Annotated in this window: 28 protein-coding genes; 7 read left to right on the top strand and 21 right to left on the bottom strand. The window is 52.2% G+C overall.

Annotated elements, in window-relative coordinates; translation table 11 throughout:
• Window positions 1-1,151, top strand: a 1,151-nt coding sequence (locus AC5JO6_RS06490; RefSeq protein ID WP_496080234.1) for a pantothenate kinase, incomplete at its 5' end; no start/stop codon positions are given.
• 69 nt (window positions 1,152-1,220) lie between these two features.
• On the opposite strand, the gene AC5JO6_RS06495 is transcribed toward AC5JO6_RS06490, so the two are convergent.
• The 6 genes from AC5JO6_RS06495 to AC5JO6_RS06520 all read right to left on the bottom strand — a co-directional run bounded on the left by AC5JO6_RS06495 (window position 1,221) and on the right by AC5JO6_RS06520 (window position 6,604).
• Window positions 1,221-2,033, bottom strand: a complete 813-nt coding sequence (locus tag AC5JO6_RS06495; RefSeq protein ID WP_496080235.1) for an alpha/beta fold hydrolase — start codon at window positions 2,031-2,033, stop codon at window positions 1,221-1,223.
• Between the two features lie 176 nt (window positions 2,034-2,209).
• Entirely contained in the window at window positions 2,210-2,665 is a 456-nt protein-coding gene (locus AC5JO6_RS06500) for an NUDIX domain-containing protein (RefSeq protein WP_496080236.1), read from the bottom strand.
• Window positions 2,666-2,697: 32 nt separating this feature from the next.
• Entirely contained in the window at window positions 2,698-3,156 is a 459-nt protein-coding gene (gene bcp / locus AC5JO6_RS06505) for a thioredoxin-dependent thiol peroxidase (RefSeq protein ID WP_496080237.1), read from the bottom strand.
• A 212-nt stretch (window positions 3,157-3,368) separates the two neighbouring features.
• The gene (gene hisB / locus AC5JO6_RS06510) at window positions 3,369-4,004 is read right to left on the bottom strand and encodes an imidazoleglycerol-phosphate dehydratase HisB (protein WP_496080238.1); all 636 of its coding nucleotides are present in this window, start codon (window positions 4,002-4,004) and stop codon (window positions 3,369-3,371) included.
• A gap of 88 nt (window positions 4,005-4,092) precedes the next feature.
• Complete coding sequence (locus AC5JO6_RS06515; RefSeq protein WP_496080239.1) at window positions 4,093-5,925, bottom strand: glycosyltransferase family 2 protein; 1,833 nt, start codon at window positions 5,923-5,925, stop codon at window positions 4,093-4,095.
• 241 nt (window positions 5,926-6,166) lie between these two features.
• Window positions 6,167-6,604, bottom strand: coding sequence for a pentapeptide repeat-containing protein (locus AC5JO6_RS06520; RefSeq protein WP_496080270.1), 438 nt, complete (start codon window positions 6,602-6,604; stop codon window positions 6,167-6,169).
• A 375-nt stretch (window positions 6,605-6,979) separates the two neighbouring features.
• On the opposite strand from AC5JO6_RS06520, the gene AC5JO6_RS06525 reads away from it, so the two are divergent.
• Complete coding sequence (locus AC5JO6_RS06525; RefSeq protein ID WP_496080240.1) at window positions 6,980-7,531, top strand: YraN family protein; 552 nt, start codon at window positions 6,980-6,982, stop codon at window positions 7,529-7,531.
• 16 nt (window positions 7,532-7,547) lie between these two features.
• Here the strand turns inward: AC5JO6_RS06525 and AC5JO6_RS06530 are convergent, their stop codons facing one another.
• Window positions 7,548-7,937, bottom strand: a complete 390-nt coding sequence (locus AC5JO6_RS06530; RefSeq protein WP_496080241.1) for a hypothetical protein — start codon at window positions 7,935-7,937, stop codon at window positions 7,548-7,550.
• A gap of 244 nt (window positions 7,938-8,181) precedes the next feature.
• Between AC5JO6_RS06530 and queA the strand changes: the two genes are divergently transcribed.
• Window positions 8,182-9,288, top strand: a complete 1,107-nt coding sequence (queA, locus tag AC5JO6_RS06535; RefSeq protein ID WP_496080242.1) for a tRNA preQ1(34) S-adenosylmethionine ribosyltransferase-isomerase QueA — start codon at window positions 8,182-8,184, stop codon at window positions 9,286-9,288.
• Between the two features lie 145 nt (window positions 9,289-9,433).
• On the opposite strand, the gene murD is transcribed toward queA, so the two are convergent.
• The 3 genes from murD to AC5JO6_RS06550 form a co-directional block, all read right to left on the bottom strand.
• A complete protein-coding gene (murD, locus tag AC5JO6_RS06540; protein WP_496080271.1) occupies window positions 9,434-10,816 on the bottom strand; it encodes a UDP-N-acetylmuramoyl-L-alanine--D-glutamate ligase in 1,383 nt (460 codons plus the stop codon).
• Between the two features lie 307 nt (window positions 10,817-11,123).
• On the bottom strand, window positions 11,124-11,549 hold the full coding sequence (locus tag AC5JO6_RS06545) for a photosystem I reaction center subunit II PsaD (protein WP_496080243.1): 426 nt from the start codon (window positions 11,547-11,549) through the stop codon (window positions 11,124-11,126).
• Between the two features lie 111 nt (window positions 11,550-11,660).
• On the bottom strand, window positions 11,661-13,694 hold the full coding sequence (locus tag AC5JO6_RS06550; RefSeq protein ID WP_496080244.1) for a DICT sensory domain-containing protein: 2,034 nt from the start codon (window positions 13,692-13,694) through the stop codon (window positions 11,661-11,663).
• A gap of 321 nt (window positions 13,695-14,015) precedes the next feature.
• On the opposite strand from AC5JO6_RS06550, the gene AC5JO6_RS06555 reads away from it, so the two are divergent.
• Window positions 14,016-15,404, top strand: coding sequence for a glycosyltransferase family protein (locus tag AC5JO6_RS06555; protein WP_496080245.1), 1,389 nt, complete (start codon window positions 14,016-14,018; stop codon window positions 15,402-15,404).
• Window positions 15,405-15,503: 99 nt separating this feature from the next.
• On the opposite strand, the gene AC5JO6_RS06560 is transcribed toward AC5JO6_RS06555, so the two are convergent.
• The 8 genes from AC5JO6_RS06560 to AC5JO6_RS06595 all read right to left on the bottom strand — a co-directional run bounded on the left by AC5JO6_RS06560 (window position 15,504) and on the right by AC5JO6_RS06595 (window position 22,218).
• The gene (locus tag AC5JO6_RS06560; protein ID WP_496080246.1) at window positions 15,504-17,480 is read right to left on the bottom strand and encodes a protein kinase domain-containing protein; all 1,977 of its coding nucleotides are present in this window, start codon (window positions 17,478-17,480) and stop codon (window positions 15,504-15,506) included.
• Window positions 17,481-17,652: 172 nt separating this feature from the next.
• Window positions 17,653-18,369, bottom strand: a complete 717-nt coding sequence (locus tag AC5JO6_RS06565) for a molybdopterin-dependent oxidoreductase (RefSeq protein ID WP_496080247.1) — start codon at window positions 18,367-18,369, stop codon at window positions 17,653-17,655.
• Window positions 18,370-18,490: 121 nt separating this feature from the next.
• Window positions 18,491-19,093, bottom strand: coding sequence for a cytochrome b/b6 domain-containing protein (locus AC5JO6_RS06570; protein ID WP_496080248.1), 603 nt, complete (start codon window positions 19,091-19,093; stop codon window positions 18,491-18,493).
• An 18-nt stretch (window positions 19,094-19,111) separates the two neighbouring features.
• Window positions 19,112-19,840 carry a peptide-methionine (S)-S-oxide reductase MsrA gene (gene msrA, locus AC5JO6_RS06575; protein WP_496080249.1) on the bottom strand — a complete coding sequence of 243 codons (729 nt, stop codon included), beginning with the start codon at window positions 19,838-19,840 and terminating at the stop codon, window positions 19,112-19,114.
• Window positions 19,841-19,885: 45 nt separating this feature from the next.
• Window positions 19,886-20,578 carry a cytochrome c biogenesis CcdA family protein gene (locus AC5JO6_RS06580; protein ID WP_496080250.1) on the bottom strand — a complete coding sequence of 231 codons (693 nt, stop codon included), beginning with the start codon at window positions 20,576-20,578 and terminating at the stop codon, window positions 19,886-19,888.
• 13 nt (window positions 20,579-20,591) lie between these two features.
• Window positions 20,592-21,314 (bottom strand): thioredoxin family protein, encoded by a 723-nt coding sequence (locus tag AC5JO6_RS06585; RefSeq protein WP_496080251.1) that lies wholly within the window; start codon window positions 21,312-21,314, stop codon window positions 20,592-20,594.
• A 29-nt stretch (window positions 21,315-21,343) separates the two neighbouring features.
• A complete protein-coding gene (locus AC5JO6_RS06590; RefSeq protein WP_496080272.1) occupies window positions 21,344-21,643 on the bottom strand; it encodes a pentapeptide MXKDX repeat protein in 300 nt (99 codons plus the stop codon).
• A 197-nt stretch (window positions 21,644-21,840) separates the two neighbouring features.
• Entirely contained in the window at window positions 21,841-22,218 is a 378-nt protein-coding gene (locus AC5JO6_RS06595; protein WP_496080252.1) for a hypothetical protein, read from the bottom strand.
• Between the two features lie 494 nt (window positions 22,219-22,712).
• Here AC5JO6_RS06595 and AC5JO6_RS06600 point away from each other — a divergent pair, with 494 nt between their 5' ends.
• Entirely contained in the window at window positions 22,713-22,955 is a 243-nt protein-coding gene (locus tag AC5JO6_RS06600) for a DUF6761 family protein (protein WP_496080253.1), read from the top strand.
• Between the two features lie 70 nt (window positions 22,956-23,025).
• Here AC5JO6_RS06600 and AC5JO6_RS06605 read toward each other — a convergent pair whose 3' ends face one another.
• Entirely contained in the window at window positions 23,026-23,550 is a 525-nt protein-coding gene (locus AC5JO6_RS06605) for a dihydrofolate reductase family protein (RefSeq protein WP_496080254.1), read from the bottom strand.
• A 70-nt stretch (window positions 23,551-23,620) separates the two neighbouring features.
• Window positions 23,621-24,067: an HIT family protein gene (locus tag AC5JO6_RS06610; RefSeq protein WP_496080255.1), complete on the bottom strand. Its 447-nt coding sequence runs from the start codon at window positions 24,065-24,067 to the stop codon at window positions 23,621-23,623.
• Between the two features lie 196 nt (window positions 24,068-24,263).
• Between AC5JO6_RS06610 and asnS the strand changes: the two genes are divergently transcribed.
• Window positions 24,264-25,661, top strand: a complete 1,398-nt coding sequence (gene asnS, locus AC5JO6_RS06615) for an asparagine--tRNA ligase (protein ID WP_496080273.1) — start codon at window positions 24,264-24,266, stop codon at window positions 25,659-25,661.
• Window positions 25,662-25,735: 74 nt separating this feature from the next.
• On the opposite strand, the gene AC5JO6_RS06620 is transcribed toward asnS, so the two are convergent.
• Complete coding sequence (locus tag AC5JO6_RS06620; RefSeq protein ID WP_496080274.1) at window positions 25,736-26,161, bottom strand: helix-turn-helix domain-containing protein; 426 nt, start codon at window positions 26,159-26,161, stop codon at window positions 25,736-25,738.
• A gap of 198 nt (window positions 26,162-26,359) precedes the next feature.
• Between AC5JO6_RS06620 and AC5JO6_RS06625 the strand changes: the two genes are divergently transcribed.
• Window positions 26,360-26,518 (top strand): hypothetical protein, encoded by a 159-nt coding sequence (locus AC5JO6_RS06625; RefSeq protein WP_496080256.1) that lies wholly within the window; start codon window positions 26,360-26,362, stop codon window positions 26,516-26,518.
• Window positions 26,519-26,520 lie beyond the last annotated feature (2 nt).

The following is a 26,520-nucleotide window of genomic DNA, read 5'->3' on the forward strand; positions in this document are numbered from 1 at the left end:
TTCCTATTCCAAATGGCATCATTGCAGTTCAGAACACGATCGTTCCTACTTCAAGTGCGATCGTTCCTATTCCAAATGGCATCATTGCAGTTCAGAACACGATCGTTCCTACTTCAAGCGCGATCGTTCCTACTTCAAATGGCATCATTGCAGTTCAGAACACGATCGTTTCTACTTCAAATGGCATCGTTGCAGTTCAGAGGGCGATCGTTCCTATTTCAAGCGCGATCGTTCCTGTTTTAAACGCGATCGTTCCTACTTTAAATAGCATTGTTAGAGTTCAGAGGGCGATCGTTCCTTTCAAATTTCGCCCACGCCCCACACCCTACACCCTACACCCCACACCCCACACCCCACACCCCACACCCCACACCCCCATGCTCCCCTCTGGTGACGCTCAACCCACATCCTCCGAGCAATGGTTTGCCTTGTCGATCGGCAATTCGCGCCTGCATTGGGCACAGTTTATGGGCAGAGATATGCAGCGAACCTGGGACACCCCTCATCTGTCTGAAACTGATGTGCAACAGCTTCTTGCCACTCGGTTTATTCAAAAACCCAGCCTCTACATTGCGTCGGTTGTACCCCAGCAAAGCCAACTGTGGCAGGAGTATCCCTCAGCGCACGTCATTACGTTGGAACAGGTGCCGTTGCAGGGGCTGTATCCCACACTGGGGATCGATCGGGCGCTGGCAGTCTGGGGCGCGATCGCCACTGTTGGTAGTCCCGTTCTCGTGATTGATGCAGGCACCGCGCTGACGTTCACTGGTGCAGCAGGCGATCGTCTGGTGGGTGGTGCTATTTTGCCGGGATTGGGGCTACAGTTCCACACGCTCAACCAGGCAACGGCTGCCCTTCCTGATGTCGGTGCGGCAAGTCTTGCAGTGCAGCATCTTCTGCCGCCACGCTGGGCAACGAACACAGCCGACGCGATCGCCAGTGGCATTCTTTACACCCTACTAGCAGGTCTACAAGCCTTTATAGACGATTGGTGGCAGCAGTTTCCCGCTAGTAAGGTCATGCTACGAGGTGGAGACAGCGATCGTCTCTACAGTTACCTCACAGCCCATGCGCCCGCCTTGGCACGTCGAGTTACCGTTGAGCCGCATTTGATTTTTTGGGGGATGAGGAAGGTGAGGAGTGGGGAGTAGGGAGTGGGGAGTGGGGAGTGGGGAGTGGGGAGTTTCCGCCTTCTGCCTCCTGCCTTCTGCCTCCTGCCTTCATCCTTTAGCCTTTCTTCCTACAAATCCTCGAATCGCTTGAGCAACGGCATCAGGTTGGGTTTCGAGGAGATTACTGCTGGTACTGGGTAACTGTTGGAGTTTTGCGTCTGGGGCGAGTTGCGCGTAGGTTTGATTCAAACGTTTAGCCGTGGGGGTGTCTTGTTCACCCTGTAGCACTAGCACGGGCACTTTGAGCCATTTCAACTGTTCCTGGAGCTGTTCCGATCGCAGTTCTGCCCGTCGGCGTTGGAACAGCAGCTTGCAGGCAACAGGGAAAGCAAGGAGTTGTCGTCGTCGCTGTAACAGTCGGTCGGGATTGCGGAGTTTGAGGACTTTGCGGAGTGCGTGGCGCGATCGCAATACCCATCCCGTCACGGCTAGTTTTAATAACCGTGCTTGCCACCAGCGTCCTCCTAACCCTTCAGCCTGTACGCCTTCTGGTGCCAGCAAGACAACGCCTTCGACCTGATCGAGATACTTCAGCGCGTAGCTAGCCGCAATCCAACCGCCTAACGAATGCCCCACTAGACAGACCCGTCGTAGTTTCAGCGCTTCTAAATGCTCTGCCAAACACTCGACTTCCAGGTCGATCGCATAGTGGACGTTGGGTTGTTCTGATTCACCAAACCCCAGCAAGTCGGGTGCAAGGCAGTGATACTCCGTACTTAACCGTTCAATGATGGGTACCCATTGACCACTGTCGTCCCAGGAACCATGCAAAAAGACGATCGTGCGTCCCTGCCCCACTTCACGCCAAAAAATCTGACCTTGAGGGAGCCTGATACGAGCATTTCTGAGCGGTAGAGCCATCCTGAACAATGAAGTAGTGTTACGCGAGTCGTTTGAGTTAATACTAAACGTCGATCGCCACTTTTAGAAGTCCTGTATTGCTTTGTAGCGGTCAGCGGTCAGCGGAAAGCTGATAGCTGATAGCTGACGGCTGATAGCTGACGGCTGATAGCTGATAGCTGATAGCTGATAGCTCTCTACGCTAACGTCGTTTGTCCGTTCAGATAATCCTGAAGCTGGCGATCGTGATCGTGAGACAGCCGACCCAACGGTAACTCTCCTCGTGAGAACGCCTGCACATTGAGCACTTCCATCGGATCGCGGATTTGTATCGTGCCCTGTGCCTCCACTTCAACCACCACGCAGATCGAGTGAATGCGAGGGTCACGTTCTGGCGACGAATAAACACCGACTAGACGGCAAATTTTGGCGACCTCTAGCCCCGTTTCTTCCGTCAGCTCTCGGTAAACTGTGGTGATGAGGTCTTCGCCCCAATCAACCATACCGCCAGGTAAGCCCCACCGACCATTATCGCGGCGCTGCACTAGCACGATGCGCCCGTCTGGCAGAAGCGGAATAATGCTTGTGCCCGTCACCGGATGCCGGAACAGAACGCCCAATACAGCTTGTCCAAAATGCCATAACCGACGCATAGGTTAAGATTGCGGGCTGAAAAACTACCCGTTTAAGCAAGCGTCGCCAAAATCTCCTTCGCATGGGATTCAGGCTTGACTTTTTTGTAGATTGCTTCGATCGTACCATCTGGAGCAATCACAAACGTATTGCGACTGATACCGATGTATTCTTTGCCCATAAACTTCTTAAGCCCATAGCTCTCATAAGCAGTGGCAACCTGTCCGTCCTCATCTGTCAGCAACGGAAACGGCAACTCAAACTTAGTCGTAAACTTTGTGTGAGACTGAGCATCATCAGTGCTGACACCAAGCACCACAACATCTTTACCTTGAAATTCAGTATAGGAGTCTCGAAAACCGCACGCTTCTTTGGTGCAACCGGGAGTATTGTCGCGGGGATAGAAATACAGCACTACACGCTGACCTTGCAAATCAGCCAGGTTAACGATATTACCATTGCTGTCCGGCAAGCTGAACGCGGGAGCAGGATCACCAACACTAAGAGTCATAACGCGCTATTGAGTAAGCCATCACTATTGGATATTAAGCGCTTCGTTACAATCTGTCTAGCGGGATGAAGGCAGAAGGCAGGAGGCAGAAGGCAGAGAGCAGAAGGAAGAAACTCAAAACTCAAAGCTCCTTACACCCCACTCCCTACTCCCCACTCCCTACTCCCCACTCCCTACTCCCCACTCCCCACTCCCCACTCCTCTCCCCTTCCTCACAACACCCCTTTGGAACTGGGAATCGTGTGTGCGCGTCTGGGGTCGATTTCGGCTGCCATACGAAGCGATCGCGCCAATGCTTTGAACGTCGCTTCAATAATATGGTGTGAGTTGATACCGTCGAGTTGGCGAATGTGGAGCGTCATCTGGGAATGATTGACGATCGCTACAAAGAATTCCCGTACCAGTTGCGTGTCGTAGGTGCCAACGCGCTGAGTCGGAATCTCTAGCCCATAGCTGAGATGAGGGCGACCCGAAAAATCGAGTGCGACCTGAATGAGTGCTTCATCCAAAGGTGCAACGAAATGACCGAAGCGAATGATGCCTTTGCGATCGCCCAGTGCCTTTGCCAGCGCCATCCCCAGCGTAATGCCTACGTCCTCGTTGGTGTGATGGTCGTCAATTTCCAGATCGCCCGTTGCCTGCACGTGCAGATCGATCAGTCCGTGGGAGGAAATCTGGTGCAGCATGTGATCGAGAAAGGGAATCCCGGTTTTTGCAGCGCACTGCCCGGTACCATCCAGGTTCAGCGTCACCTGCACATCCGTCTCGCCTGTTGTGCGGCTGACCGTCGCGGTACGGGTTGGGACAGTCAATTGAGCTAGGTTTGTCAGTCTATCGCTGGTCTGCATGGCACTTGCACGTTAAGAGGCAACAGATTCATTATGGGCGATCGCGCGATCGTTCATCCAGCAAAGCGTTAATCACCACAGTTGTCGATCACCACAGTTCAAACGTGACTGCTCGATGCGACAGGTTGGGGTTGTAGTACGGATCGCCGTTGAGCTGATTGAAATAGCCCTTCCACTTTTGGTTTAAAGTTTCCCACTCATGAGGTTGCAGTCCTGCTTTGCGGCTCATTGATTCGTAGTGAATTAGGCGTGCATACGGTGTTACCACATTGCGATAGCCTGCCTGATGCACCTTCAAACAAAAATCTACGTCGTTATAGTTGAGCGGAAAGATTTCGTCCATGCCGCCCACTTGCTGGAACAGTTCCCGACGAATCATCAAGCACGCAGCCGTTACCGCCAGATAATTACGATTCACTAGATTGGAGCAAAAGTAGCCTGGATGATCGTCATCGAAACCGTGATACGCATGACCAGGATTCCCTCCTAGCACCATGACACCTCCATGCTGAAGCTTGCCGTCGGGAAAGAGTAGTTTTGCACCTACCGCGCCAATGTCGTCCTGCTGGGCAAATTCCAGCATCGACTCCAGCCAATCAGGTGTGATCACTTCTGTATCGTCGTTGAGCAGCAGCAGAAATTGACCGTTGGCATTGGCAGCACCCTGATTAATCCGGTGGGAGAAGTTAAATGGTTCTTTGCAGTGCACTAATTGCAGATTAGGCGTTGCATCACCTGCAAACGCTGTCGTTACTCTTGTCAGGATGTCGTCTGAAATGTCATACCCATCAACTAAAATCAGCTCGAAATTATGGTAAGTACTGCGTTCCTGAATGCTACGAAGGCAATTTTCTAGCGCGACCATCGATCGCTCTGCTGTCAGCATTGCCTTTCCGGCACTGGGAATGATGATGCTAATCAATGGTTCACCCATAAGCTGACGGCGAACGCGCCAAAAGCCCGGTCGATCGGGTACTGCTTCAACTAAACCGGGGTAAGCGCTGCGCGCCAGCATATCTTCTAATGCTCTCCGCGCTGCAACATACGCCCAGGGCTTTGCCTGTTCTCCACCAGCCGTCACGGATGCAGGAATCACCCGCCAGTGATAAAGAATTTTGGGAATGTGATAGATGGATCGGGTTTTTTCGACGACACGCAGCACCAGATCGTAGTCCTGCGCGCCATCATAGCCTGCACGAAAGCCCCCGATCGCGCGAATCAGGCTGGTACGATAGACACCCAAATGACAGGTGTACATACAGGCGTGGAAGTAATCGGGCGACCAATCAGGCTTGAAGAATGGATCGAGCCGCTTGCCTTTCGTATCCATCTTGTCTTCATCGCTATAGATGAAGTCTGCATCAGAATGCTTATTAATCAGCTTGGCGTTCTCAAAGAGCGCATTGATCGCAAGTTCGTCGTCGTGGTCAAGCAAGGCAATGTAATCGCCTGTTGCCAGTGCTAAAGCATCGTTGCTGGCAGCGACAATTTGACCATTTTCAGAGCGAAAGACGACTTTGATGCGATCGTCAAGCTGGCTGTAGTGGGTGAGGATGCGCTTGATATGTGGCTTGGGCGAGGCATCATCGACAATGCAGAGTTCCCAATGGGGATAGATTTGGTTCTGCACAGACTGGATCGCTTTTTCGAGCCAGCTTGCATCGACGTTGTAGACGGGCATGATGACCGAAAATTTTGGGCGCACAGTCCATTGCGCGATCGTACGCTGAGCGGCAAGGATATCTGCTTGAGTGAGACGATCGCGCATGACCCATTTGTGATACGTCATTTGCCCTCGAACTTTCTCTAAGCTGCGACGATAAAGAAATTTCAGCAAACCCAACGTGTTGCGCTCACGCCAGACTTTGAAGAGCTTACCAAGCTTGTTGCTAACGAAATCGATTGTGCCTGAGTCGCTCATAATATGCTTTATGAATTTTCTCTCCAGGAGGTGACACGCACCCCTTTATTCACCGATCAACTCTCAAGATTTCGTCATAGAGAACGCGAATACTCACTAGAACGATCAATTCGTCATAACATCCTTAACTCCTTAAATGATTGCATCGCTATTGAGAATAACCTGTGACGACGGGCTGCCTTGAGCATGGTAGGTCGAGACATAGATCTCAAATTTTTAGAAAATGACTCATTAACGAATCCTAAGTCTTGCAGTTCAGCGTGTCTCGTGTTTCGCGTCCGGTTGTGGGATTTTTTCCTTTTGCCAGCTTGCACAAAAGGGTTTGGGCATCTTGCCGCACATCGACATCGGTGAAATCGGCACCATCGACGATCGCGCCACCAAACTTGGCGTTAAACGCAAATGCGCCTTCTAGATTGGCGTTAGTCAGATTTGCGTCTGTAAACCGTACGGCATCCAGCGTCGCGTTCCGTAGGTCAGCACCCTCAAAATTTGCACCTTCCAGGTTGGCACCAAAAAAGCTCACGCCGTGCAGATCGCTATGGCTAAAATTGCTGCCCCGCAGGTTTGCTTTGGTGAAGCTGGAGTCTGTCAAGACTTTGCCAGAAAAATCAGCTCCAACGAGAAAATCTCGGTTGTAATCGTCTGCAAGAACAGGCAGCGGACTTAACACCCCCATGCCGATGATCAAAATACTTCTTATGACGAGGCTTGCGATCGCCCGTTTTTGCTGCCATCGCCAGAGTTGTATTACTGCTAGAAATTCTGCAAGCCAATGCGTTGAACGCAATTTCACTACCGGATCTACTTGTCTGCTGCTCATTGTCGATGCCGATACCCAACCCATTGATGATCGCCTCTAATCCACAAACATGACCGTGACATCGCTCGGTTCTGTAGGTGCATGAACACGATCGCTACGCCTCCGATCCTACCCGAATCCGTTGCGCTTCTGGCTCTACAGCAGCAAACTGAAACAGTGAAGAGATTTTTGACTTGGCGCTTTTAACCTTGAGATGGTCAATTCTGAGGAAAGGTCAGCTCAGTTAGCCTTATGCCGTCAAAGCCCAAACGCCGTTCTGAAAGTGCCATTCCAGCAACCCACGCTCAAGCCCTCGACGCTGGCACGTCTGATATCGGTGCGTTAGGAGAGGCGTTGGTGGCGCAGTGGTTGTGCGATCGTGGCTGGCTAGTGCTGCAGCAGCGTTGGCATTGCCGCTGGGGTGAACTGGATTTAGTGGCTGGTCAGCCCTCACCGCAGCATCCGACTCAGCCGATCGCTCTAGCCTTTGTTGAAGTCAAAACCCGTAGTCGAGGCAACTGGGACTGCGATGGTGCGTTAGCCATTACAGCCCGAAAGCGCTCCAAATTGTGGAAAACTGCTCAACTGTTCTTGATCGATCATCCTGACTGGGCAGAGCTACCCTGCCAGTTTGATGTGGCGCTCGTGTGCTGTCGGCAAATGAGTACCAGAGGCGCAACGTTGACCCAAAGCAACTCTCAGAGCAACACAACAATGCCTGACTCAATCCAAGCAAGGGCTGCAATGGCAGGCTACTATCTGACCCTTCAAGACTACATTCCAGCCGCCTTTATGCTGGATTGAATTTCAATGCCGTTCCCTACGCCAGCGTCTCTGGGCAATAGCCTAAGCCTTGGACAAACTGCTGCCGAAACTCTTCAATTTCCTCGCGATCGGGCGTACCGTGCGAAACCACCGCCACCTGGTAGCGATGCATCACATCAACGGGCGACTGCCCCGTTTCCAAGCCCCAAAGTGCCATTTGTACTCGAATGCCCGGTTCGCAGGGAATGCCCAACTCATTCATAAAGGCGCGGAAATTGCCATGCTCGTAAGGTTCCAAGCAGCGGCTCATTTTTACTTTAATAATCCAGCCGTCAATTTGGTGAATCACAGTCATGAAGCGTACTGGAAACAGACTGGAGTAATGTAAATACTCAACAACCCTTAAGGTGAGGGTTGCATTTGAAAGATGATACAGGTAGTCCATCACAGTTTTTCCAGACCAGTCAAACGCTTACATCCTATATATTCCACTAAACGTATATCAAATGCCAGGGTGAAACCCCCCGAACTGGAGAGGGTTTCCACCCAATTCGGGTAAGGAGTGAGGAGTGAGGGATGAGGTTTTGAATCTGTGGTAGGGACATTATGTGTAACGTCCCTATGAGAAGGTCTACTCCCTCTGCTTCTAGCAACCAACAACTAGCAACCAACAACCAACAACCTTAGCTATGCTTTTCGATCGCCTGCTTGCTGCCTATGACTACACTCTGCCCGACGCGCTGATTGCCCAAACGCCCTGTGTTCCTCGTGATGGTGCACGGTTACTAGTCGTAAAAGATCAGGTGGAGCATCGTCATGCGATCGTGCGGGATTTGCCTCACTTGTTGCGATCGGGTGATTTGCTGGTGTTGAACAATACTCGCGTCATTCCGGCGCGCTTATATGGTCACAAAACCAGCGGAACGCCTGTGGAGGTGCTGCTGCTGGAGCCACAGGCTGATTCTACTCGTGCCGATGGTGCATCAAATTGCTGGCTGGCATTGGTCAAACCAGGCAAACGGCTGAAACCGGGCGCTACGATAGTGTTTGGAGAGAGAGGCAAGCAAGAGTCTGAAAGCTTAAGCGCGACAGTGGTGGCGATCGATGCCGCTACAGGTGGGCGTGTTTTACAGTTCAATGTACCAGCGGGAATCTCGTTAGACGAGTGGATCAATCAGCTAGGACAAATGCCGTTGCCGCCTTATATCACTCAAACAGAGGCGCAACCTGAGCAATATCAAACCGTTTATGCTGATCGACCCGGAGCGGTAGCTGCTCCAACTGCGGGTCTGCATTTTACCCCTGAACTGTTGCAGCATTTGCGATCGCAAGGCATTGAGCAGGCATTTGTTACCCTTCACGTTGGGATTGGCACCTTTCGCCCAGTGGAGGCAGAAACGATTACTGACCATACGATGCACGCTGAATGGGTGGAAGTACCCGCAGCGACCGTCGCCAAGATTCAGCAAACGAAGGCGAGAGGCGGACGGATTATTGCAGTTGGCACAACCGTTGTGCGATCGCTGGAGTCAGCCATGCAAAGCGGTACTATGCAGCCGTTCTGCGACAAGACCAATCTGTTTATCTATCCAGGCTACCAGTGGCGTATCGTTGATGGCTTGATGACCAATTTTCACCTACCAAAGTCCAGTCTACTGATGTTGGTCAGCGCCTTAATTGGACGACAGCGTTTACTGGCTTTGTATCAGGTGGCGATCGCAGAACAGTACCGTTTCTACTCCTTCGGTGATGCCATGCTGATTCTGCCAGAGGCGAGAGTGGGGAGTGGGGAGTAGGGAGTGGCTTCGACGTGAGCTCAGCCGAACGGGGGTGGGGAGTAGGGAGTGGGGGAAGCAAGGGAGGCAAGGGAGGCAGGAGATAGAGGGAGGAAGAGTTCTGAGTTGATTTTCTTCTGTCTTCTGCCTTCTGCCTTCCGCCGCCTCACCCCGGCAATTCCTGACACAGCTCACGGAAGTGATCCCCACGCTGCTCAAAGTTTTGGTACTGGTCAAAGCTTGCACAGGCAGGTGAAAGGAGCACAGTGGGCACTTGATACTGTTTGGCAAGTTCTGCCGATCGTGTGACTGCCTGCTCCATTGTTTCGACGATTTCGGCATTAGCATAGCCTGCTTGCTGCAAGCGTTGAGCAAAGGTGAAAGCAGCGTTGCCAATCAAGAGTACGGCGGCGGCTTTTGACTGGATGGCAGTAATCCAGGCGTTGTCGTCGCCCAGTTTTGCCTCGCCACCCGCGATGAGAATGGTGGGGTGATTGACAGCCGACAAGCCTACTTCAGCCGCGTCGTAGTTGGTGGCTTTGCTGTCGTTGATAAAGTCGATGCCTTGCCAGGTGCGAATGTGCTCCAGGCGATGCGGGACACCAGGGAAGGTAGCGATCGCGTGAGCGATCGTGGTCTTATCAATGCCTGCCAGCCTTGCCGCTGCAACTGCTAACAAAAGATTTTGCTGATTGTGGCTCCCCGGCATTCGTAACAGGTTAGCAGGCATGATCAGTTCAGTAGACGTGCGTACCCACGCATCCTCAATATAGATGCCTTGAGCTGGATCACCGTTCAAAGCTGCCTTACCGAATACACTCGTCCAACAGGATTCTGCCCGCACAGGGGCAAGTCCGCGTCTACCCAGGTTCTGTAAGAAGGGGTCGTTACCGTTAAAGACCTGCTGACGAGACTGGCTGAGTAAATGCGACTTGATCTCGCGGTACCGTTCTAGCGTTTTATGGCGACTCAGATGATCGGGTGTGAAGGTTGTCCAGATGCCGATTTGAGGCGCGATCGACGGTGACGATTCAATTTGATAGCTGCTGAGTTCAGCGATCGCCCAGTCGGGCTTCTTGGGGTCTAGAGCGACCTCACACGCGGCATGGCCGATGTTGCCAAAGGCGGGTGCGTATAATCCTGCTGCTTGAAAAATGGCGGCAATGAGCGCCGTTGTCGTCGTTTTGCCATTTGTGCCTGTGATGCCAACCCAGGGGCACTCCTTGAGATGCTGCCACGCTAATTCGGTCTCACCAATGGTTTCAATACCCAGTGTTCTGGCGTGAACTAAGCCCGGAAGATCCCAGGGCACACCGGGACTGACGACGAACCGCTGTAAAGACTCTGCTTGCCATAACTCAACCCGTTCAGGATCAAAGGCTTCCTTCAGGTTGACGGGTATCTTTTCGGCTGCAAGCTGCTGCTGCTGCTGACGCAAACTATCTGAACTGCCAGCATCGCTTACCGTCACATCCCACCCCTCGCGCTTGAGTAATCGAGCTGCCGCTATTCCCGATTTTCCCAGACCAATGACACACGCTTTGGGCATAGCAACGTCGAGTTCTTTTGCACTACTCTTTTGCACTACTAATGGTACCGCTTAAGAGCTTGCTAAAAGATAACTGCACACTTTTGGATCAGCGATCAGCTTTTCGCTGACGGCTGACGGCTGACGGCTGACGGCTGACAGCTACAAACCATGGTTTCTGGTTTTACAAACGTGGCGCGTCGCTTTTAAACATCTTTAGCGCTGTATCAAGAGGTAAGACTTACCGACAGTAACAAAAAATCGCCTCAGAGGTTAACCTTTGAGGCGATCGTTGAGTTACTAAACCAGAACACTAGATTTTAACGAACTAAGCTTCGTAGGTCGGTGTACCGCTGAACTTCAACTTGGCAGGTTCGGGATTGCTGCCAATGTTACGTGCAACGCTGTTGACCTGCGGACGACCGGGATTGACCTTTTCAGGAAAAACACCATCTTTAGGATGAAGATATTCAACATCACCGCTGGGATAGACTCGGTAAACTTTGTAATCTGTAATCTTAAATTTTGCACGCAGTTGCTGACCGCCAAGAGCAAGGCATTGCTCCTTGCGCGCGAAGTACAGCAAGTTCTCGCCTTGCCGCATTACGGCTGCGCCGCCTGTTGGCATTTCAAAGACTTGCTCTTTAGGGCTTGTCCAGGTAATCGCGTATTTTTCTTCAACAAGAGCTTTGGTCAGCAGTCCGCCTGTACTACCGCCGAATAAAGGTGCTTGTCCAGAAAGAGTTTCTGCCATTGGATTTCTCTCTCGATATTTGAGGAAATCGTATCACTGAGTCTGCCACCATCGACCACGTGTGATGGGAACTGTAACAGTTGTTAGCAATCGCCACGTGATGAATCGCATTCATCGGCTTCTAGTACGTACAATTTTGCCTCTTTCCGTCCTGGCTTTGGGCGCTTTTTCGGCTGCCCCATTGTGAACGATCGGCACGGTGAAGTGAAATTTGCTGCCCTGGTCTTTACCGTCCGATTCTGCCCAAATGCGTCCGCCAAGCCCGGTGACGATTTGGCGGCAGATAGCAAGACCCAGCCCGGTACCGCCTGCGGTGCGGCGTAAGGCTCCTTCTTCCTGGTAAAAGCGATCGAACACGGTTTCCAGGCGATTCGGTTCAATGCCTCGTCCCGTATCGGCGACCGTGACTTCGAGCATTTTGCCGCCGTTTTGGTGTGCCTGAATGACAACGCGTCCTTGTGGAGCGGTGAATTTGCAGGCATTGTCCAGCAGTTTTGAGAGCACTTCGACCAGCCATTCGCCGTCAGTTTGTACAAGCGGTAATTCAGGTGGTACCTGAGCAGTAATTTCGGGCAGGTCACTGTGACGTTGACGGGTGCGGATGCTACTGAGCGCAAGGTCAACACATTCTTGTAGCGGCAGGGACTCTAAATGCCACTGCACACGACCGCTTTCGAGCTGTGACAGAGTGAGAAAATCCTGGACGAGCTTACGCATCCGTTCGGTGTCGGAAAGGGCAGATTGGAGCATAATCTGGCGCAGTTCGTGGGGCATGTCGGGTTCACTGGAAAGGCTCTCTAGACAGACCTGAATGGTTGAGAGGGGCGTGCGTAGTTCGTGTCCGGTGATGGCAATCAGGTTACTGCGGGTGAGGTCGAGCGCTGCAAGCTGTTGGTTCAGATCTTCGAGGTTGGCATAGGCTTCGGCTTGGATGAGAGCAACCCCAATTTGAGCCGCGATCGCGTCTACTAGCCCAAGCTCTGCTTCTGTCCACTCATGTAGGGTGCCACCACAGGTATGCAGCTCAACCATACCCAGAAGCCGATTTTGATGCATCACGGGCACCATCAACCAGGAGGCGATCGTCCAGCGCTGCACCAACGATTCGGGCTGATCGTCGGTTGCTGACGATCGTGGCGGTAAAACGGTTCGCCCATCTTCTAGCACCCAGGGATTTGCCTGAGCATCGGCAAGATAGACGCTTTCCTGCTGCTCAACGACGGCTTGGAACAAGGGATTCTCTCGCAGTAGCCATTTCTGCCCGATGAGTGAATCGACAGCGGCTCCAAGAGACTCGTGCTGGATCGTGGCAGCCTCATCAGTGGCTTTGCAGCGATAGATTAAACACCGACAGCCACGTAGCGCCTGCCCTAGCTCCTGGACTGCCACTGCGAAGATTTCTTCGGGGTTCAGCGATCGCCGAATAGCGGCGGTAATCGAGTTAACCAGCCGCTCTTTGCGTTCTTTTGCCGCGATCGAGCGATACGCTTTGAGAAGTTTGTACTGTCCAGCCTGGAGATAAGTAACCAGACGCTCTGCGAACGGCTCAGGATCAGCATCGTTCGCACGAATGCCGCGATCGATCTGAAGTTGGTTTTTTGCCTGGGCAATTTTCGTGGCTAACTCTGGACGATACGCCACGATTCGGTCTAACAGCAGTTCTGCTGCCATGCACACAGTCTGTCGATCAAATGTCCAGATGCCCTCAAACCGTCGAGCCTGATCAGTAGCAAGCTGCATGGTTGAATCGGTTGTAGAGACGGGCACCTGCTTCTCTCGGCAAAGCAGGCAAGCGGCATAGCGGGCACCCACCACCACCAGGTGCCATTCCTGCGCTAGCGCATCTGTGGGAGCAAACGCGATCGTTTCATACTGATCAGACCGATTGGCAAAATCAGTCTCTGGCGCTGCCAGCACGTACACCTGCTCTGCCTGTTCTGAAATGCGTAAGTAGCGGTGTGCCTCCTGTCGGTAGAAGCGCTCACGTTGAAAACTTGCAATCACCAATGAGCTACCAACCCCGGCAAGCACCTGATCTTCCATCGCGTGAGAAAGTGCAGTCAGAGAAGACTTAAAGTAAAGCTGGGTTCTAAGATTTGGCAGGGCTTGCAGCAGGTCTTCCAAAATGGAAGTGGAGTTGCTCATCGAGGTTAACTCTACTCGTTGATGCGGGGCAGACCTTAACAACTAGAGGTCTTGAGCGCTGATCGCGCGTTACTTTGTCATGATTAGTGGCTTTGCTTAAGCCCTAATCGAGTTTGAACCGGATACGCTCCCACTATACGGGGATTAACTCACTATATCGTCTCATCTTTGACAGAGGAGCGATCGCCCAATTTTGATTCAGGTCTTTTGCTCTCGTCTGTCTCGTATAAGGTTTCGGTTTCCGTCATCGGTCAAGCCAACAGACGAAGGCGCTATTGTGTTTAAGGCGGAGAGAGGCTAGAGCGGAGAGAGGCTAGAGACGTGCATCACCCTGTTGATATTCTGATTTTGTCCAACGGTCCAGGTGAACTGGCAACCTGGGTCAAGCCTGTGGTAAGAGCGCTGCGCCAGCAACTGGGCGACGATCGCGGTCAGGTAAGGCTTTCGGTTGTGCTTTCACCCTGCACAAATGCGAGTGGACGAGAAGCCGCGATCGCCCGTGGCTACCCAGAAGTCGATCGCGTCCAGGGGGCAGAGCACTTCTTTCCCTTCCTTCTGTGGGGTAAAACGGCGGCACAGTGGGATTGGCGATCGCATGGCGTGGTTCTCTTTCTCGGTGGCGACCAATTTTTTCCAGTGCTAATTGGCAAACGGTTGGGCTATCGTACCGTGATCTACGCCGAATGGGATGCCCGTTGGTACCGTTGGATCGATCGCTTCGGTGTCATGAACGACAATATTCTCACCCGTGCGCCTCAAAAGTACGCCCACAAATTTACCGTCGTTGGCGATCTGATGGCAGAAGCGGGACGCTGGAAGAGAGGGGCAATGGGGGCTTGGGAGGAGGGGGGAGCAAGGGTAACAGAACCAGGGAGCAGGGAGAATCTCTCACTCCACCACGAAGCGGAAACAAGCGCTGCTCTTCATTCTTTCTCCCCTGCCCCGCTGCCTCCCCTACCTCTTTTCCCCGCTGCTCCCCTCATCGGTCTCCTCCCCGGCTCTAAACCCGCCAAGCTCTCGCTGGGTGTGCCGTTGTGTTTGGCGATCGCAGAACACATCCATGCGGCTCATCCGTCTGCACGCTTTGTGATTCCCGTGGCACCTGGTCTGGAGTTGGCAACGCTCGCTACGTTTGCTGACCCTGCGTCGAATGGAGCGATCGATCAACTGGGCTGGGCGGCAGCTACGTTGGTTTTGCCGGACTTACCAGACGATCGCCCGTTTCTCAAAACTCGCTCAGGGCTGCGGGTCGAGCTATGGACACAGGCTCCTGCTTATGACTTACTCTCTCAATGCAGCCTTTGCTTAACAACAGTTGGTGCTAATACGGCTGAATTAGGAGCGCTGACGATACCTATGTTGGTGCTTCTACCGCTTCAGCAGATCGATCGCATTGTTACCTGGGACGGCATACCGGGGCTACTGGCGAGTCTACCTATCGTTGGAGGACGCGTTGCCAGACTCATGACGCATCTGGCGCTGAAACGGCTAGGACGGCTGGCATGGCCCAACATTTGGGCAAAGGCTGAGATCGTGCCCGAACTGGCTGGTAATTTAGAGCCAGCAACTGTTGCCGCGATCGTTCTCGACTTGCTTGACCATCCGGATAAGCTGGAGCAAATGCAGACCAACCTCCGTCAGGTGCGCGGTCAACCCGGTGCCGCCTCAAAATTGGCGCAGTTAGTAGTCGAAATGCTGCGAGAAGAATAGCCCGAACGTTAAGGAGTGTAGCTGTTAGCGGTCAGCAGTCAGCGGTCAGCAAAAAGCTGATCTAAATCAACAAGCTCTCAATTTAAGTGCCTCATGACATCAAAAAACCTCAAGCGCGATCGCGTAGCCTCCCGTCTGGCTAGTAGACACTTCAATAATGTAGTCACCCTCTTGTGGCAAGCGTCCCTGCCAGTTCGTACTCGTCGCACTACTGCCAACGCGTTGACCGTTGGGAGCGATCGCACTAAAACTCACGCCGCCCTGTAGAACTTTCACGCCTAGCATTTGTCCTCGCTTGGCTTGCAGCAGATAGCGTTGAATTTGGTTCGGTTCAAGCTGCCCTGTGACTGTGGTGCCAGTCGTCCCCGGTGCAAACGCAACCCGCTGAATTTGTGCTTGCGTTGAGGGTGCGATCGGCGTGATGGCAACCTCTAATGTATAAGCACCCGCCCCAGAAACCTGAATCGTGTAGCGATCGTCGGCAGGCAGTTGTCCCGTCCAACTACGTGTTTGGTAAGATGCAGCGTCGATCGCCTCCTGGTTCGATCTCAGCACATTCATGACCGCATCAGCACCCTGGAGCGTTACCGTCATGATTTGCCCTTGTGCTGCTTGCAAAACATAAGGCTGCATCTCAGTTGGTTGCAACGTTCCTTGCAGTTTTGTCGCCACACGACCACGAGCAAATTGAATGCGTTGAGGTGGTCTACTGGTTCTAGTTGGCGTATTGCTATCGGTCTCTGTGGACTCAGACGGCGGTTTGATCGCTAAATTTGAGCCGTTGATGCCTGGAGAATCAATGATACGGGAGGCTTCCGACTGCGGTAATTTGGCACCTGACACCCAAACTTCGCCAGTGCTGTCGGGTGCTGTCATCCATACTTGCCAGACGATCGGCAATGCCACGCCCAAACCTGCCAGCACCGTCGCCGCGATGCCAGCCCGTACACGTCCTCCCCGCTTTGCCCAGGGCTGCCCATCATGGCTTCTATCAGGTGTACCAGAGCTGTGAGCATCTCTGACCGCGTTGGGCGAAGACGTATAGACGACAGCAGGTTGAGTTGATGGCGCTGAACGAGCAGGCAGTGGCTGCAAGAAATTCACGATCGCGGGCTGACTGTTGGTTTGTGATCCATACGCTTCCGATCCATACGCTTCTGATCCATGAGATGAGGGCGATCGCAACAGCGTACTCTCTAATGGCGCAGCTCCAAACGAGTGGAGATCTTGCAAAACCTCGTTCGCTGCCTGATAGCGATCGCCGGGATACACCGCCAGCATTCGCCGAAGTACCATTGCCAGTTCATCGCCAATCCTGGCGTGCGGCTCCCAATTCCAGGTGAGTGTCCGGCTGTCAAGCAGTGTTTGTGGCTCTCGACCCGTCAGCAGCACTAGCGCTGTTGCCGCTAACGCGTAGAGATCGCTATTGGGATACACCTTGCCTGTTTGGAGTTGCTCAGGTGGAGCATAGCCTACCTTACCAACCCGTGTCGGCGTGGAGATTAGGGGCCAGTGGCTGGTTGCTTCTTTCACCGCACCGAAGTCAATCAGTACGGGTAAGCCAGCGTCAGGTACAGGACGTGTTGGCTCTAGCTGCGTCGCTGCCTGCGTTTGCAGAATCACATTTTCGGGTGAAATATCGCGGTGAATGATGCCCTGGCTGTGAATGCAGGCAAGGACAGGCAGCAGGTGGTTGAGAAAGTGCAAGACTTCGGCTTCCGAAAAGGTTTGCCCTTTTTGCTTGCGATCGCTCAATAACTGACGATAGGTTTGTCCATCGACAAAGTCCTGTACTAAAAAGAAGCGTTGCTCATCCTCAAACGCAGCCCAAAAGCGCGGAATCTGAGGGTGTTGAATTTGATACAGTGTGCTGGCTTCGCGGTGAAAGAGAATTTTTGCTTTTTCAATCAGCGTGCCGTCGTGATACGGAACAATAAATTCCTTAAGGACGCAGGGTTCGTTGAAGCGCTCCTGATCTAAAGCCAGATATGTGCGACCGAACCCGCCCTGACCAAGAACCTGCTGAATGAGGTACCGCTGGCGCAGCACCGTTCCTGATGGAAGAGGGGGCACCATGTTTTGTTTTGTTGAGAGCTAAACCACAAAGGGACAACTTCCCTATCATCGTTATTGTGGCTTGCTCTGCCAAGTCTTCCCTATGGTGTCTCACCCCTCAGTAGGCATGTGAGGGCGATCGTTAGATCTCACTACTTCATCGTGTGCGATCGCTGCATCCATCTAGCTAACGCTACAACCCACCAAACCACTCATAGCCAAAGTCCTCCCAGTAGCCTTTTGTGGGCATCAAGTTGCTCAAAAAGGTAATCTGAGTGACCCATTTGCTTTGTTTATAGCCCAGCTTGATGGGTGATGCCAGCCTCAAGGGTGCGCCATTGTCGGCTGATAACGGTTGTCCATTACGCTGATATGCCATCAGGGTTTGAGGATGCACGGCTGAGGCAAGATCCCAACTCTCGTAGTACCCATCTGCCGATTTGAAGTAGACGTAGCGAACATCGGCTTTGGGTTGTACCAGCGTGACCAAATCTCGTAAACGCACCCCATTCCATTGAACGATCGCCGCCCAACCTTCAACACAGACATGGCGAATGTTCATAGATGTGAGCGGCATTTTTTGTAGGTCTGGCAGGCTCAACTGCATGGGGTTACTGATTTCACCGTCGATCGTCAGTCGAAACGCTGCCGGATCAATATTGGGCGTGAAGTCAAACGTGTTGATCAAAAGCTTTTCGGCTGGATCAATGGCATTTGCGGCAAACTCTGGCACGGGTTTCTGCGACAGCATCAGTGCTTCAACCCGCTGATTCAAAGGCTCCGAGAATTGACCAACCTGTTCTGCAAACAACGACGATGCACAACCATTCAGCAGCAGCCCTGCGCCAGACAGCCCAGACCATTGCAGCAGACGACGACGCGAAAGGGTGCGTTTGGGGAGAATCAGCATGGGGAAGGGAGTGGGGAGTGGGGAGTAGGGAGTGGGGAGTGGGAGAGTTCTTTTCGCTTCCTTTTTGTCTGACCGCTGACCGCTGACGGCTGACCGCTGACGGCTGACGGCTGACTGCTAACTACACGAACATTGATTTCACTAAGCGCACCGTACCGACTCTAAGCACAAGGAGCGAATGTACGAAGGTGAAGAGAAGCACAGTGGGAACGGTGATGAAGTGAATGGTGCGAAGCGTTTGCCAGTTGCCAAAAAGCGCGGCTAGCCAGTGCAATTGGACGGGTTTGTACATGGCAAGACCGCTGGCGATCGCCAACAGCAAAATCGGAATAATGGCGGTATACACCAGCCGATGCCACGCATAGGTTTTACGCTTTTCATTCTGGCTGACCTGCACGGCTTTCAGATCATTGCTACTAGCGAAGCGATGCTGCCAGCGACGAGTGATGAAGACATACAGCCCGTAGCCGAGCAAATTTAATGCGTAGAGCCACATGATGGCGAAATGCCAGTCTCGCCCTTCTGCCAAACCACCGCCGATGACGAGAACGCTGGGAAAATGCCAGCCCGCCCGCCCGCCAAACACGGGATTGGCGTTGTAAATTCGCAGTCCGCTGGTGATCATCAGCAGGAGTGTGATGATATTGATCCAGTGAAACGCTTTGGCAGCGATCGCTTGACTGGGCGTTTTGGGCTTACGTTTAGCGGGAACAGAGGCAGTCATAGGGCAACCAATGAGGACTTAATTTTTGTAAAGGGTAGCGAACTGTCCTTTAAGCTGCTTGAGCTTTGGCAGGTCGTGGATGACGACGTAAGGATAGTTCGGGTTGTTCGCAATGAAATTCTGGTGTTCCGCTTCAGCCGGATAGAAATCGTTCAACGGTGTGAGTTGAGTCACGATCGGCTGATTGAACGTGTGTGCTGCATTCAACTGGTCGATATACGCTTGTGCAACCTGCTTCTGCGCATTGTTAGCAAAAAAGATGGCTGAGCGATACTGTGTCCCTGAGTCGGGACCTTGCCGATTTAACTGTGTGGGATCGTGCGCGACTGCAAAATAGATTTTGAGCAGTTGACCATAGGAAATCTGCGCCGGATCGTAAGTGACTTTCACAGCTTCTGCATGACCCGTTTGCCCAAAGCTGACTAATCCGTAATGAGCAGTCTCTGCACTGCCGCCCGAAAAACCAGACACGACATCAGAGACCCCTTTGAGATGCTCAAAAACCGCTTCTACGCCCCAATAACAGCCTCCAGCAAAAACTGCTGTCTGCATTCCTTTAGCTTGCCCAGTTGAGATGTCAGTAGCCGGATCAGGGAAAACTTTACTCACTACAGCCGATGAAGTATTGGCAGCAGACTGAGAAAGCTTGAGGTAGAAGCCCACGCCTACAAGCGATAGCGCGACCAACGAAAGAATCGACAGCTTACGTAGGGAGCGGAGAACAGGATTGAAACTAGACCTTGACATGGATCGCGTTGTCCTATGGTGATTACAGTTCTAATGACAGTGCGCTTAAAGCGGGAGAGCGGGAAAGAATGGTGCAAGCCAGAGCTGAATTTGGACATCCCAACCGAGCAAAATGGCGATCGCGGTGACAACGAGCATCACACCACCAACTCGCTGCAAGGTCGCGCTATGGGAACGTAAACGAAGCAATCGTCGGCTGAAGGCACGTCCACCATACGCGATCGCGAGCAGTGGCAAAGCAGCACCCACGCCATAGGTGACTAACAGCCCAAAGGCACTGATTACATTATGATTCACGGCTGCTAGAACTAAAATGCTGCCCAGCACAGGACCAGCGCAGGGAGTCCACAATAGTCCCAGTTGCGTGCCTAGCCAGAATTCGCCCGTCAGCCCAATACGGGGTGATTCTTTTGTCCAATGGTGGATCGGAAGATCGCTAAACAGCTTGTAGCCCCAGTCTGGAAACACTGCCAGCAGTCCCAACAGCAATAGAATGACGATCGCGCCATACCGCAACCCATTCGCGAGTCCCGTAAACCAACTAGCCGTGATGCCCAATAAGCTACCTGCCACGGCAAATCCACTGATCAGTCCAACCACAAGCGCGATCGGACCATACTTGTGCGACTGGAGCGATCGTCCGACCAGCAATGGCAGAATAGGTAAAACACAGGGCGAAAGCACTGTCAGCATCCCGCCTAGAAACGCAAGCCCTGTTGATAATGTGGAAGTTGGCATTGGTTAGATTTCCCTAACCTAACAGTTTGCGGATCGTTTGCTCGGTTGTATCGTATGCCCCTTCGCCGATGTGGTCATAACGCACGAAGCCTTGACGATCGGCTAGAAAGAGGTGAGGCCAATACTCGTTGCTGTAAGCTTTCCAGGTTTTGAACTCGTTGTCGATCGGCACAGGATAAGCAATTTTGTGTTTCTGCAACGCCTGTTTGACGTTATTCAAGTCGCGCTCAAAGGCGAACTCTGGTGTATGAATGCCAATGACTTTCAATCCTTTAGCGGCATACTGCTGATGCCATTGCACGACGTATGGTAATGTGCGCTGACAATTGATGCAGGCGAACGTCCAAAACTGCACTAAAACGACGCTACCTTTGAGATCGCCAACGGTTAATGGCGCTGAATTTAACCATTGACTGATGCCTTGAAATTCTGGTAAGCCCTTACTGGCAGCAAGCGCACTGTCGTTTGAGGCGGCTTCGGCGTTGTTACTGGCAGGGAGCGGATCAAGCGTGGCGATCGATGACTCTAGACTCGATCGTCTTGAAAGCACTCCCAAAGCCGTTGCTGCTCCTGCTCCTGCAACCCCTAAACCCAGATAACGCAAGAGTTGTCGCCTGCGCTGTGATTGTTCCATTGCTACAACCTCAAAACGGGTATAAGAAAGTGGTGAGTTGCGATGCCAGTGGCGATCGGCGCAAACATTGAGCCACTTGGAGGGTACAGATTGCTTGAACACTCAACCTGTACCCTGATTCAAACGATCGACTATGGCTTTGTAGTCGTGTCTTTCTTCATGGCATCGCCTTTCATCGCGTCACCCTTCGCTGCATCCTTTTTCATGGCATCACCCTTCATGGCATCACCCTTCATGGCATCGCCTTTCATGGCATCGCCTTTCATCGCATCGCCTTTCATGGCATCGCCTTTCATGGCATCACCCTTCATGGCACCTTCAGGGCTGGTGCTGGCAGCCGGGGCACTGCTAGGTGCTGTCTGGGTAGCGCTTGGGGTGCTGGAGCAAGCAGCCAGACCAGCCATTGCTAGACCAGCCATGAGGCACAACATTTTTGCTTTCATGATGATTGACATCCTTGGAGTGATTGAGGTGGACAAACGATCGTCTGAGTTAATCGGGCAACAAAACAGGTTACGAGCACGATCGCACATTAAATCTTCACCGAGAAGCTAATTCTTAATAGAGAAGATAGAAGCCAGCATCAGGTTTCTATAGTGCTTGTGTGATGCCACCTTAGGCTTGTGATTTATTTCACTTCGGCTGGTGGAAATTGAGCGACGCGTCCTTTCTTCACCGCAACAACCACGTCATAGTGAGCGCAGTACGAGAAAGTAACATCGTTGGTTTTGTTGTAGAGGTTGACGACATGACCGCCGCCGCCCACTTGAATGCCGATCGGGTCTAACTCACCGTAGAAAAAGCGACGCAGTTGATCACCACCGCCAATCTGACCTTTATTTTTGGTGATTAAATCAATTTTTTCTTGAGTCGTTGGTCCCGACTGCTTCGCCTCAGCGGCAGTAGCAACCCCAGCAGATGACGTATTGATTGCCTTAAGGGATACATCTCCAACCGTGACCAAGCCAATCATGGCGATACCTGTGAGCAAAGAAGCTAATTTCATGTGTTACTCCTACTAAAGATTAAGTCGTGGTTGCAGCGCCCTCTTGATGAGCTGCGATCGCTTCACTGCTCAAAGCATCGCAGTCAGCACTGAAGTCCATCTGAAGTAGAACAAGAGATTTCCTGAATTTATGCCAACAACGGTTTCAGCCACAACTCAGCGCTTTCTCAGATTGACTGAAGTGCTACTGGAGCACTCTGTCGTCTAGATGAAGGGATCGCCTGTTATGGAGGTCATCACGTCTAAGGAGTTGTACAGAAATAACAGCATGGTCTGTAGCCGTCAGCCGTCAGCCGTCAGTGAAAAGCTGATAGCTGACGGCTGATAGCTGATAGCTGATCCAAAAGTGTGCCGTTATTTTTAGCAAGCTCTAAGATGTCTGAGTCTTGTCTTGGATGAATTCTTATCCAAACGGCAGTACACTATGAATGGGGTTATTAAGTTATGTAGTCCGTGTGTCTTAACTGTTAACCTAACTATATTCAACGCTAAGTATGCTGCAAGACACTGTTACTATCCGCTATTACCAGAAGCTGAGTGACGCTCTAGTCGATCTCTGGAATCGAGGTTATCGCTTTGACGACTTGCGCCTTTACGTGGATGGCTACCTGGCTTCGCTCAGACATTCCAACAGCCTTGAGCCGTATCTGATTCATCGTCTTGAAGAAGAAATTGTCCGCTATCTCTACGATCCATCTAACTTTGAAAAGACTCAAACGGAACTAGATTATCGTTAGACCGTGAGCGATCGCAGTTGTTCTAGTGTTCAAGGACTCGCTTGCACTCTTGGAGCACGATGTGCAGGCTTTAGCTCTCTCGTTTGCCAACGTTGTAGCGAAGCTGCACCAGTCCCGAATCGTAAGACTGGCTGGAGATGAATTGAAGCGGCGTTGTTATGGCAGCCTCGTGAAATAAGGGAATCCCGCTGCCGAGCAGAATAGGATGAACGGAAAGAACAAGCTCGTCTAGCAACGCGTGCTCTAGAAAGGGGTGGATGAGCGCGGCTCCGCCGACTAACCAGATATTCTTGCCGCCAGTTGCGCGTAACTCCTCCACAAACGCTTTCACATCGCTACGAACCGTTTTAGCGTGTGGCGATGCGTCAAAGTCAGGGTTGTTAGAAAAGACATAGCTCTGCTTTTCCTGATAGGGGAATTCGCCGAACGAGAGCACCTGCTCGTACGTTTTTCGCCCCATTAACACGGTGTCAACGTTAGCCAAAAAATCAGTATAGCCGTAGTCTTGATCGGTAAAGAGCCAGTCTACTTCGCCTGATGGACGTGCAATGTACCCATCTAAACTGGCAGCAATAAAAAGAATAATGCGACGCATAATGCTGATACCGGATTTCCGAAAGTAGATTAGCACATAGAGGTTGGTGACGCAGTTGATGTGGCTTGTGTCACAGACGACGCTGAACCGCTTTGTCGATCGCACTCATCAAGGGGCGATCGCGCTCATCATCAAAGGGCATGGACTGTCGATACTTTGATTCGTAAGACTGCGGTATTGAGGTGCGATACGGCTCCGGTTCCGTCAGATATCTGGGAAACACATGGGCATGTAGTGCTGGTTCTAGATTGCCCAAAATTTGGTAATTAATGCGATATGCCTCTGTAACCTCCAGCAGTGCATCACCCAAAACCGTCATATCGTGCAAGAACTGCGATCGCCCGTTTTCATTCAGTGCATTCAAATCTGATACCACTGGATCGGGTAACAGCAGCGAGTAACCGCGCAAAAACTGTACATCCCCTAAAACCAGCCAACCGGATGGTACGCGACCAATGACCATTGGGTTTGTTCCTGCTCGTGCAGCCTCAACGCGACGATGAATTAAGGTTGTCATGTTCGATTCAATCTATACGGCTTTGTTGCTAACGAGTTTTTTGCTAGATAGGCGATCGGACAGCGATACAAACAACTCAAAAGAGTCTGACCTTTGAAGCACTTTGCTACACTCAAATTCAGCGCTATTTCCTACTCCCCACTCCCCACTCCCCACTCCCCACTCCCCACTCCCCACTCCCCACTCCCCCTTCTCTATGACCACCACTCGACGCATTGTAGACCTCCTGCGCCACGGGCAGCCTGCCGAAACCGTCACGATTAAAGGCTGGGTGCGGACGAAGCGAGAACAGAAAGAATTTAGCTTTGTGGAAGTCAACGATGGTTCCTCAATGGCGGGGCTTCAGGTTGTGGTGAATCAGGACGTACCGGGCTACACGGAGACGATGAAGCGGGTTAGCACAGGTGCATCGATCGAAATTGCTGGCACGTTGGTCGAATCACCTGCAAAAGGGCAACGCGTGGAACTGAAGGCAGAGTCCATCACGATCTATGGAGACGCTGATCCAGAAACCTATCCGTTGCAAAAGAAGCGTCATTCGTTTGAGTTTTTGCGCGAAATTGGGCATTTGCGATCGCGCACCAATACCCTCAGCGCCGTTTTTCGCGTCCGTAATGCTGCCTCAACCGCGATTCATCAGTTCTTTCAAGAGCGCGGCTTTCTCTGGGTTCACACGCCCATCATTAGCGCCAGCGATTGCGAAGGAGCGGGTGAAATGTTTACCGTCACGGGCTTTGACCTGAACAAAGTGCCCCTGACGGACGATGCAAAAGCAGTTGACTTTAGCAAAGACTTCTTTGGCAAACACGCCTACCTCACCGTCAGCGGACAGCTCGAAGCCGAAATTATGGCGATGGCGTTCAGCAACGTCTACACGTTTGGTCCTACCTTTCGCGCTGAGAACTCCAACACATCCCGGCACCTGGCAGAATTCTGGATGGTCGAGCCAGAAATGGCGTTTTGCGACCTCGAAGGCGACATGGATCTGGCAGAGGCATTTCTCAAGTACATCTTTAAGTATGTGCTGGAGACGTGCCCCGAAGATATGGAGTTTTTCAACCAGCGCATCGACAAAACGGTACTGGAAACCGCTGACAACATTATCAATAACGAGTTTGCGCGGGTGACGTATACAGAGGCGATCGCCCTCCTCGAAAAAGCCAGCAAACCCTTTGAGTATCCCGTCGAATGGGGCTTGGATCTGCAATCGGAACACGAGCGCTATTTGGCAGAAGAGCATTTTAAGAAACCGACGATCGTCACCGACTATCCCGCCAAAATCAAAGCCTTCTACATGCGGCTCAGCGACGACGAAAACACCGTCCGGGCGATGGACATTCTCGCACCCAAGATTGGTGAAATCATCGGCGGTTCCCAGCGCGAAGAGCGTTTGGATGTGCTGGAGCGTCGCATTCAAGCACAGGGACTCGATTTAGCAGAATACTGGTGGTATCTCGATCTCCGGCGTTACGGCACAGTGCCTCATGCAGGCTTCGGTCTGGGCTTCGAGCGTCTCGTTCAGTTCATGACGGGCATGGGCAATATCCGCGACGTGATTCCGTTCCCTCGTGCGCCGCTAGACGTGGAGTTTTAGCAAGAACCGCTGCCAACCGTCAGCGAAAAGCTGCTAGCTGACCCAAAAGTGTGCAGTTATTTTTTAGCAAGCTCTTAGGTTCTTAGTCGCTGCATGTAGTCCCACCCACGTTGCGCCCAAACCTGTTTTCCTGTTTTGGCTGCAATCCAGCGGGCTACTTTGGGACCTGACCAGCGTCCACCGTCAGGAGGAGCCTGCTGGAGTGCCTGTTTAAGTTCTTGCTGCTGTGCGGGTGTGAGGAGCGATCGCCGAGAGGGTTGCCCCCGCTGACTGCGGTTTTTAAGCCCTAAGAGACCGTCTTGATTGTAGCGGCGGATGATTTCTTTGGCATAGTCATAGTTCATCTCAAGGCGTTGCGCTGCCTGTCTGATCGTCCATTGTTGAGTGACCAGATACACCAAGTGCCATCGGCGCGCCTCCACACTGTCCGGCACCTGCCGACAGAGGCGTTTGATTTCGCCAATAGTCAGATGTGGTTTTAGCTGCACTCTGGGTGGCACGATCGAACCCCAATGCTGAAGCAATGAATAGTTCACTGATCAGCAAAGTTTGGGGAACTCCGGACAAAAGAGCGATCGTGACTAAAAATTTGAGTGAGAGATAACTTGCACTCGTCAGGGAAAATAAGCTGACGCGTCACTCTGGCTGCACACGAAGTCCACACCGATCGCTAAAACTGTTTCCACAGAGCTGAATGCTTGACTGCGCTGCTCAAAGCAATCGGTAAAGCACTCAACGATCGAGGCGACACTTACACCGAAACAGCGACAGCAGCGAGAAGCCAGTCGCAAGCAGCATCAAGTAACGGCACAACGTTCGATCGAGTAAACCAGGTCGGCTATGCTAGTGCAACCTGAAT

It is taken from the genome of Tildeniella sp., assembly GCF_059505325.1.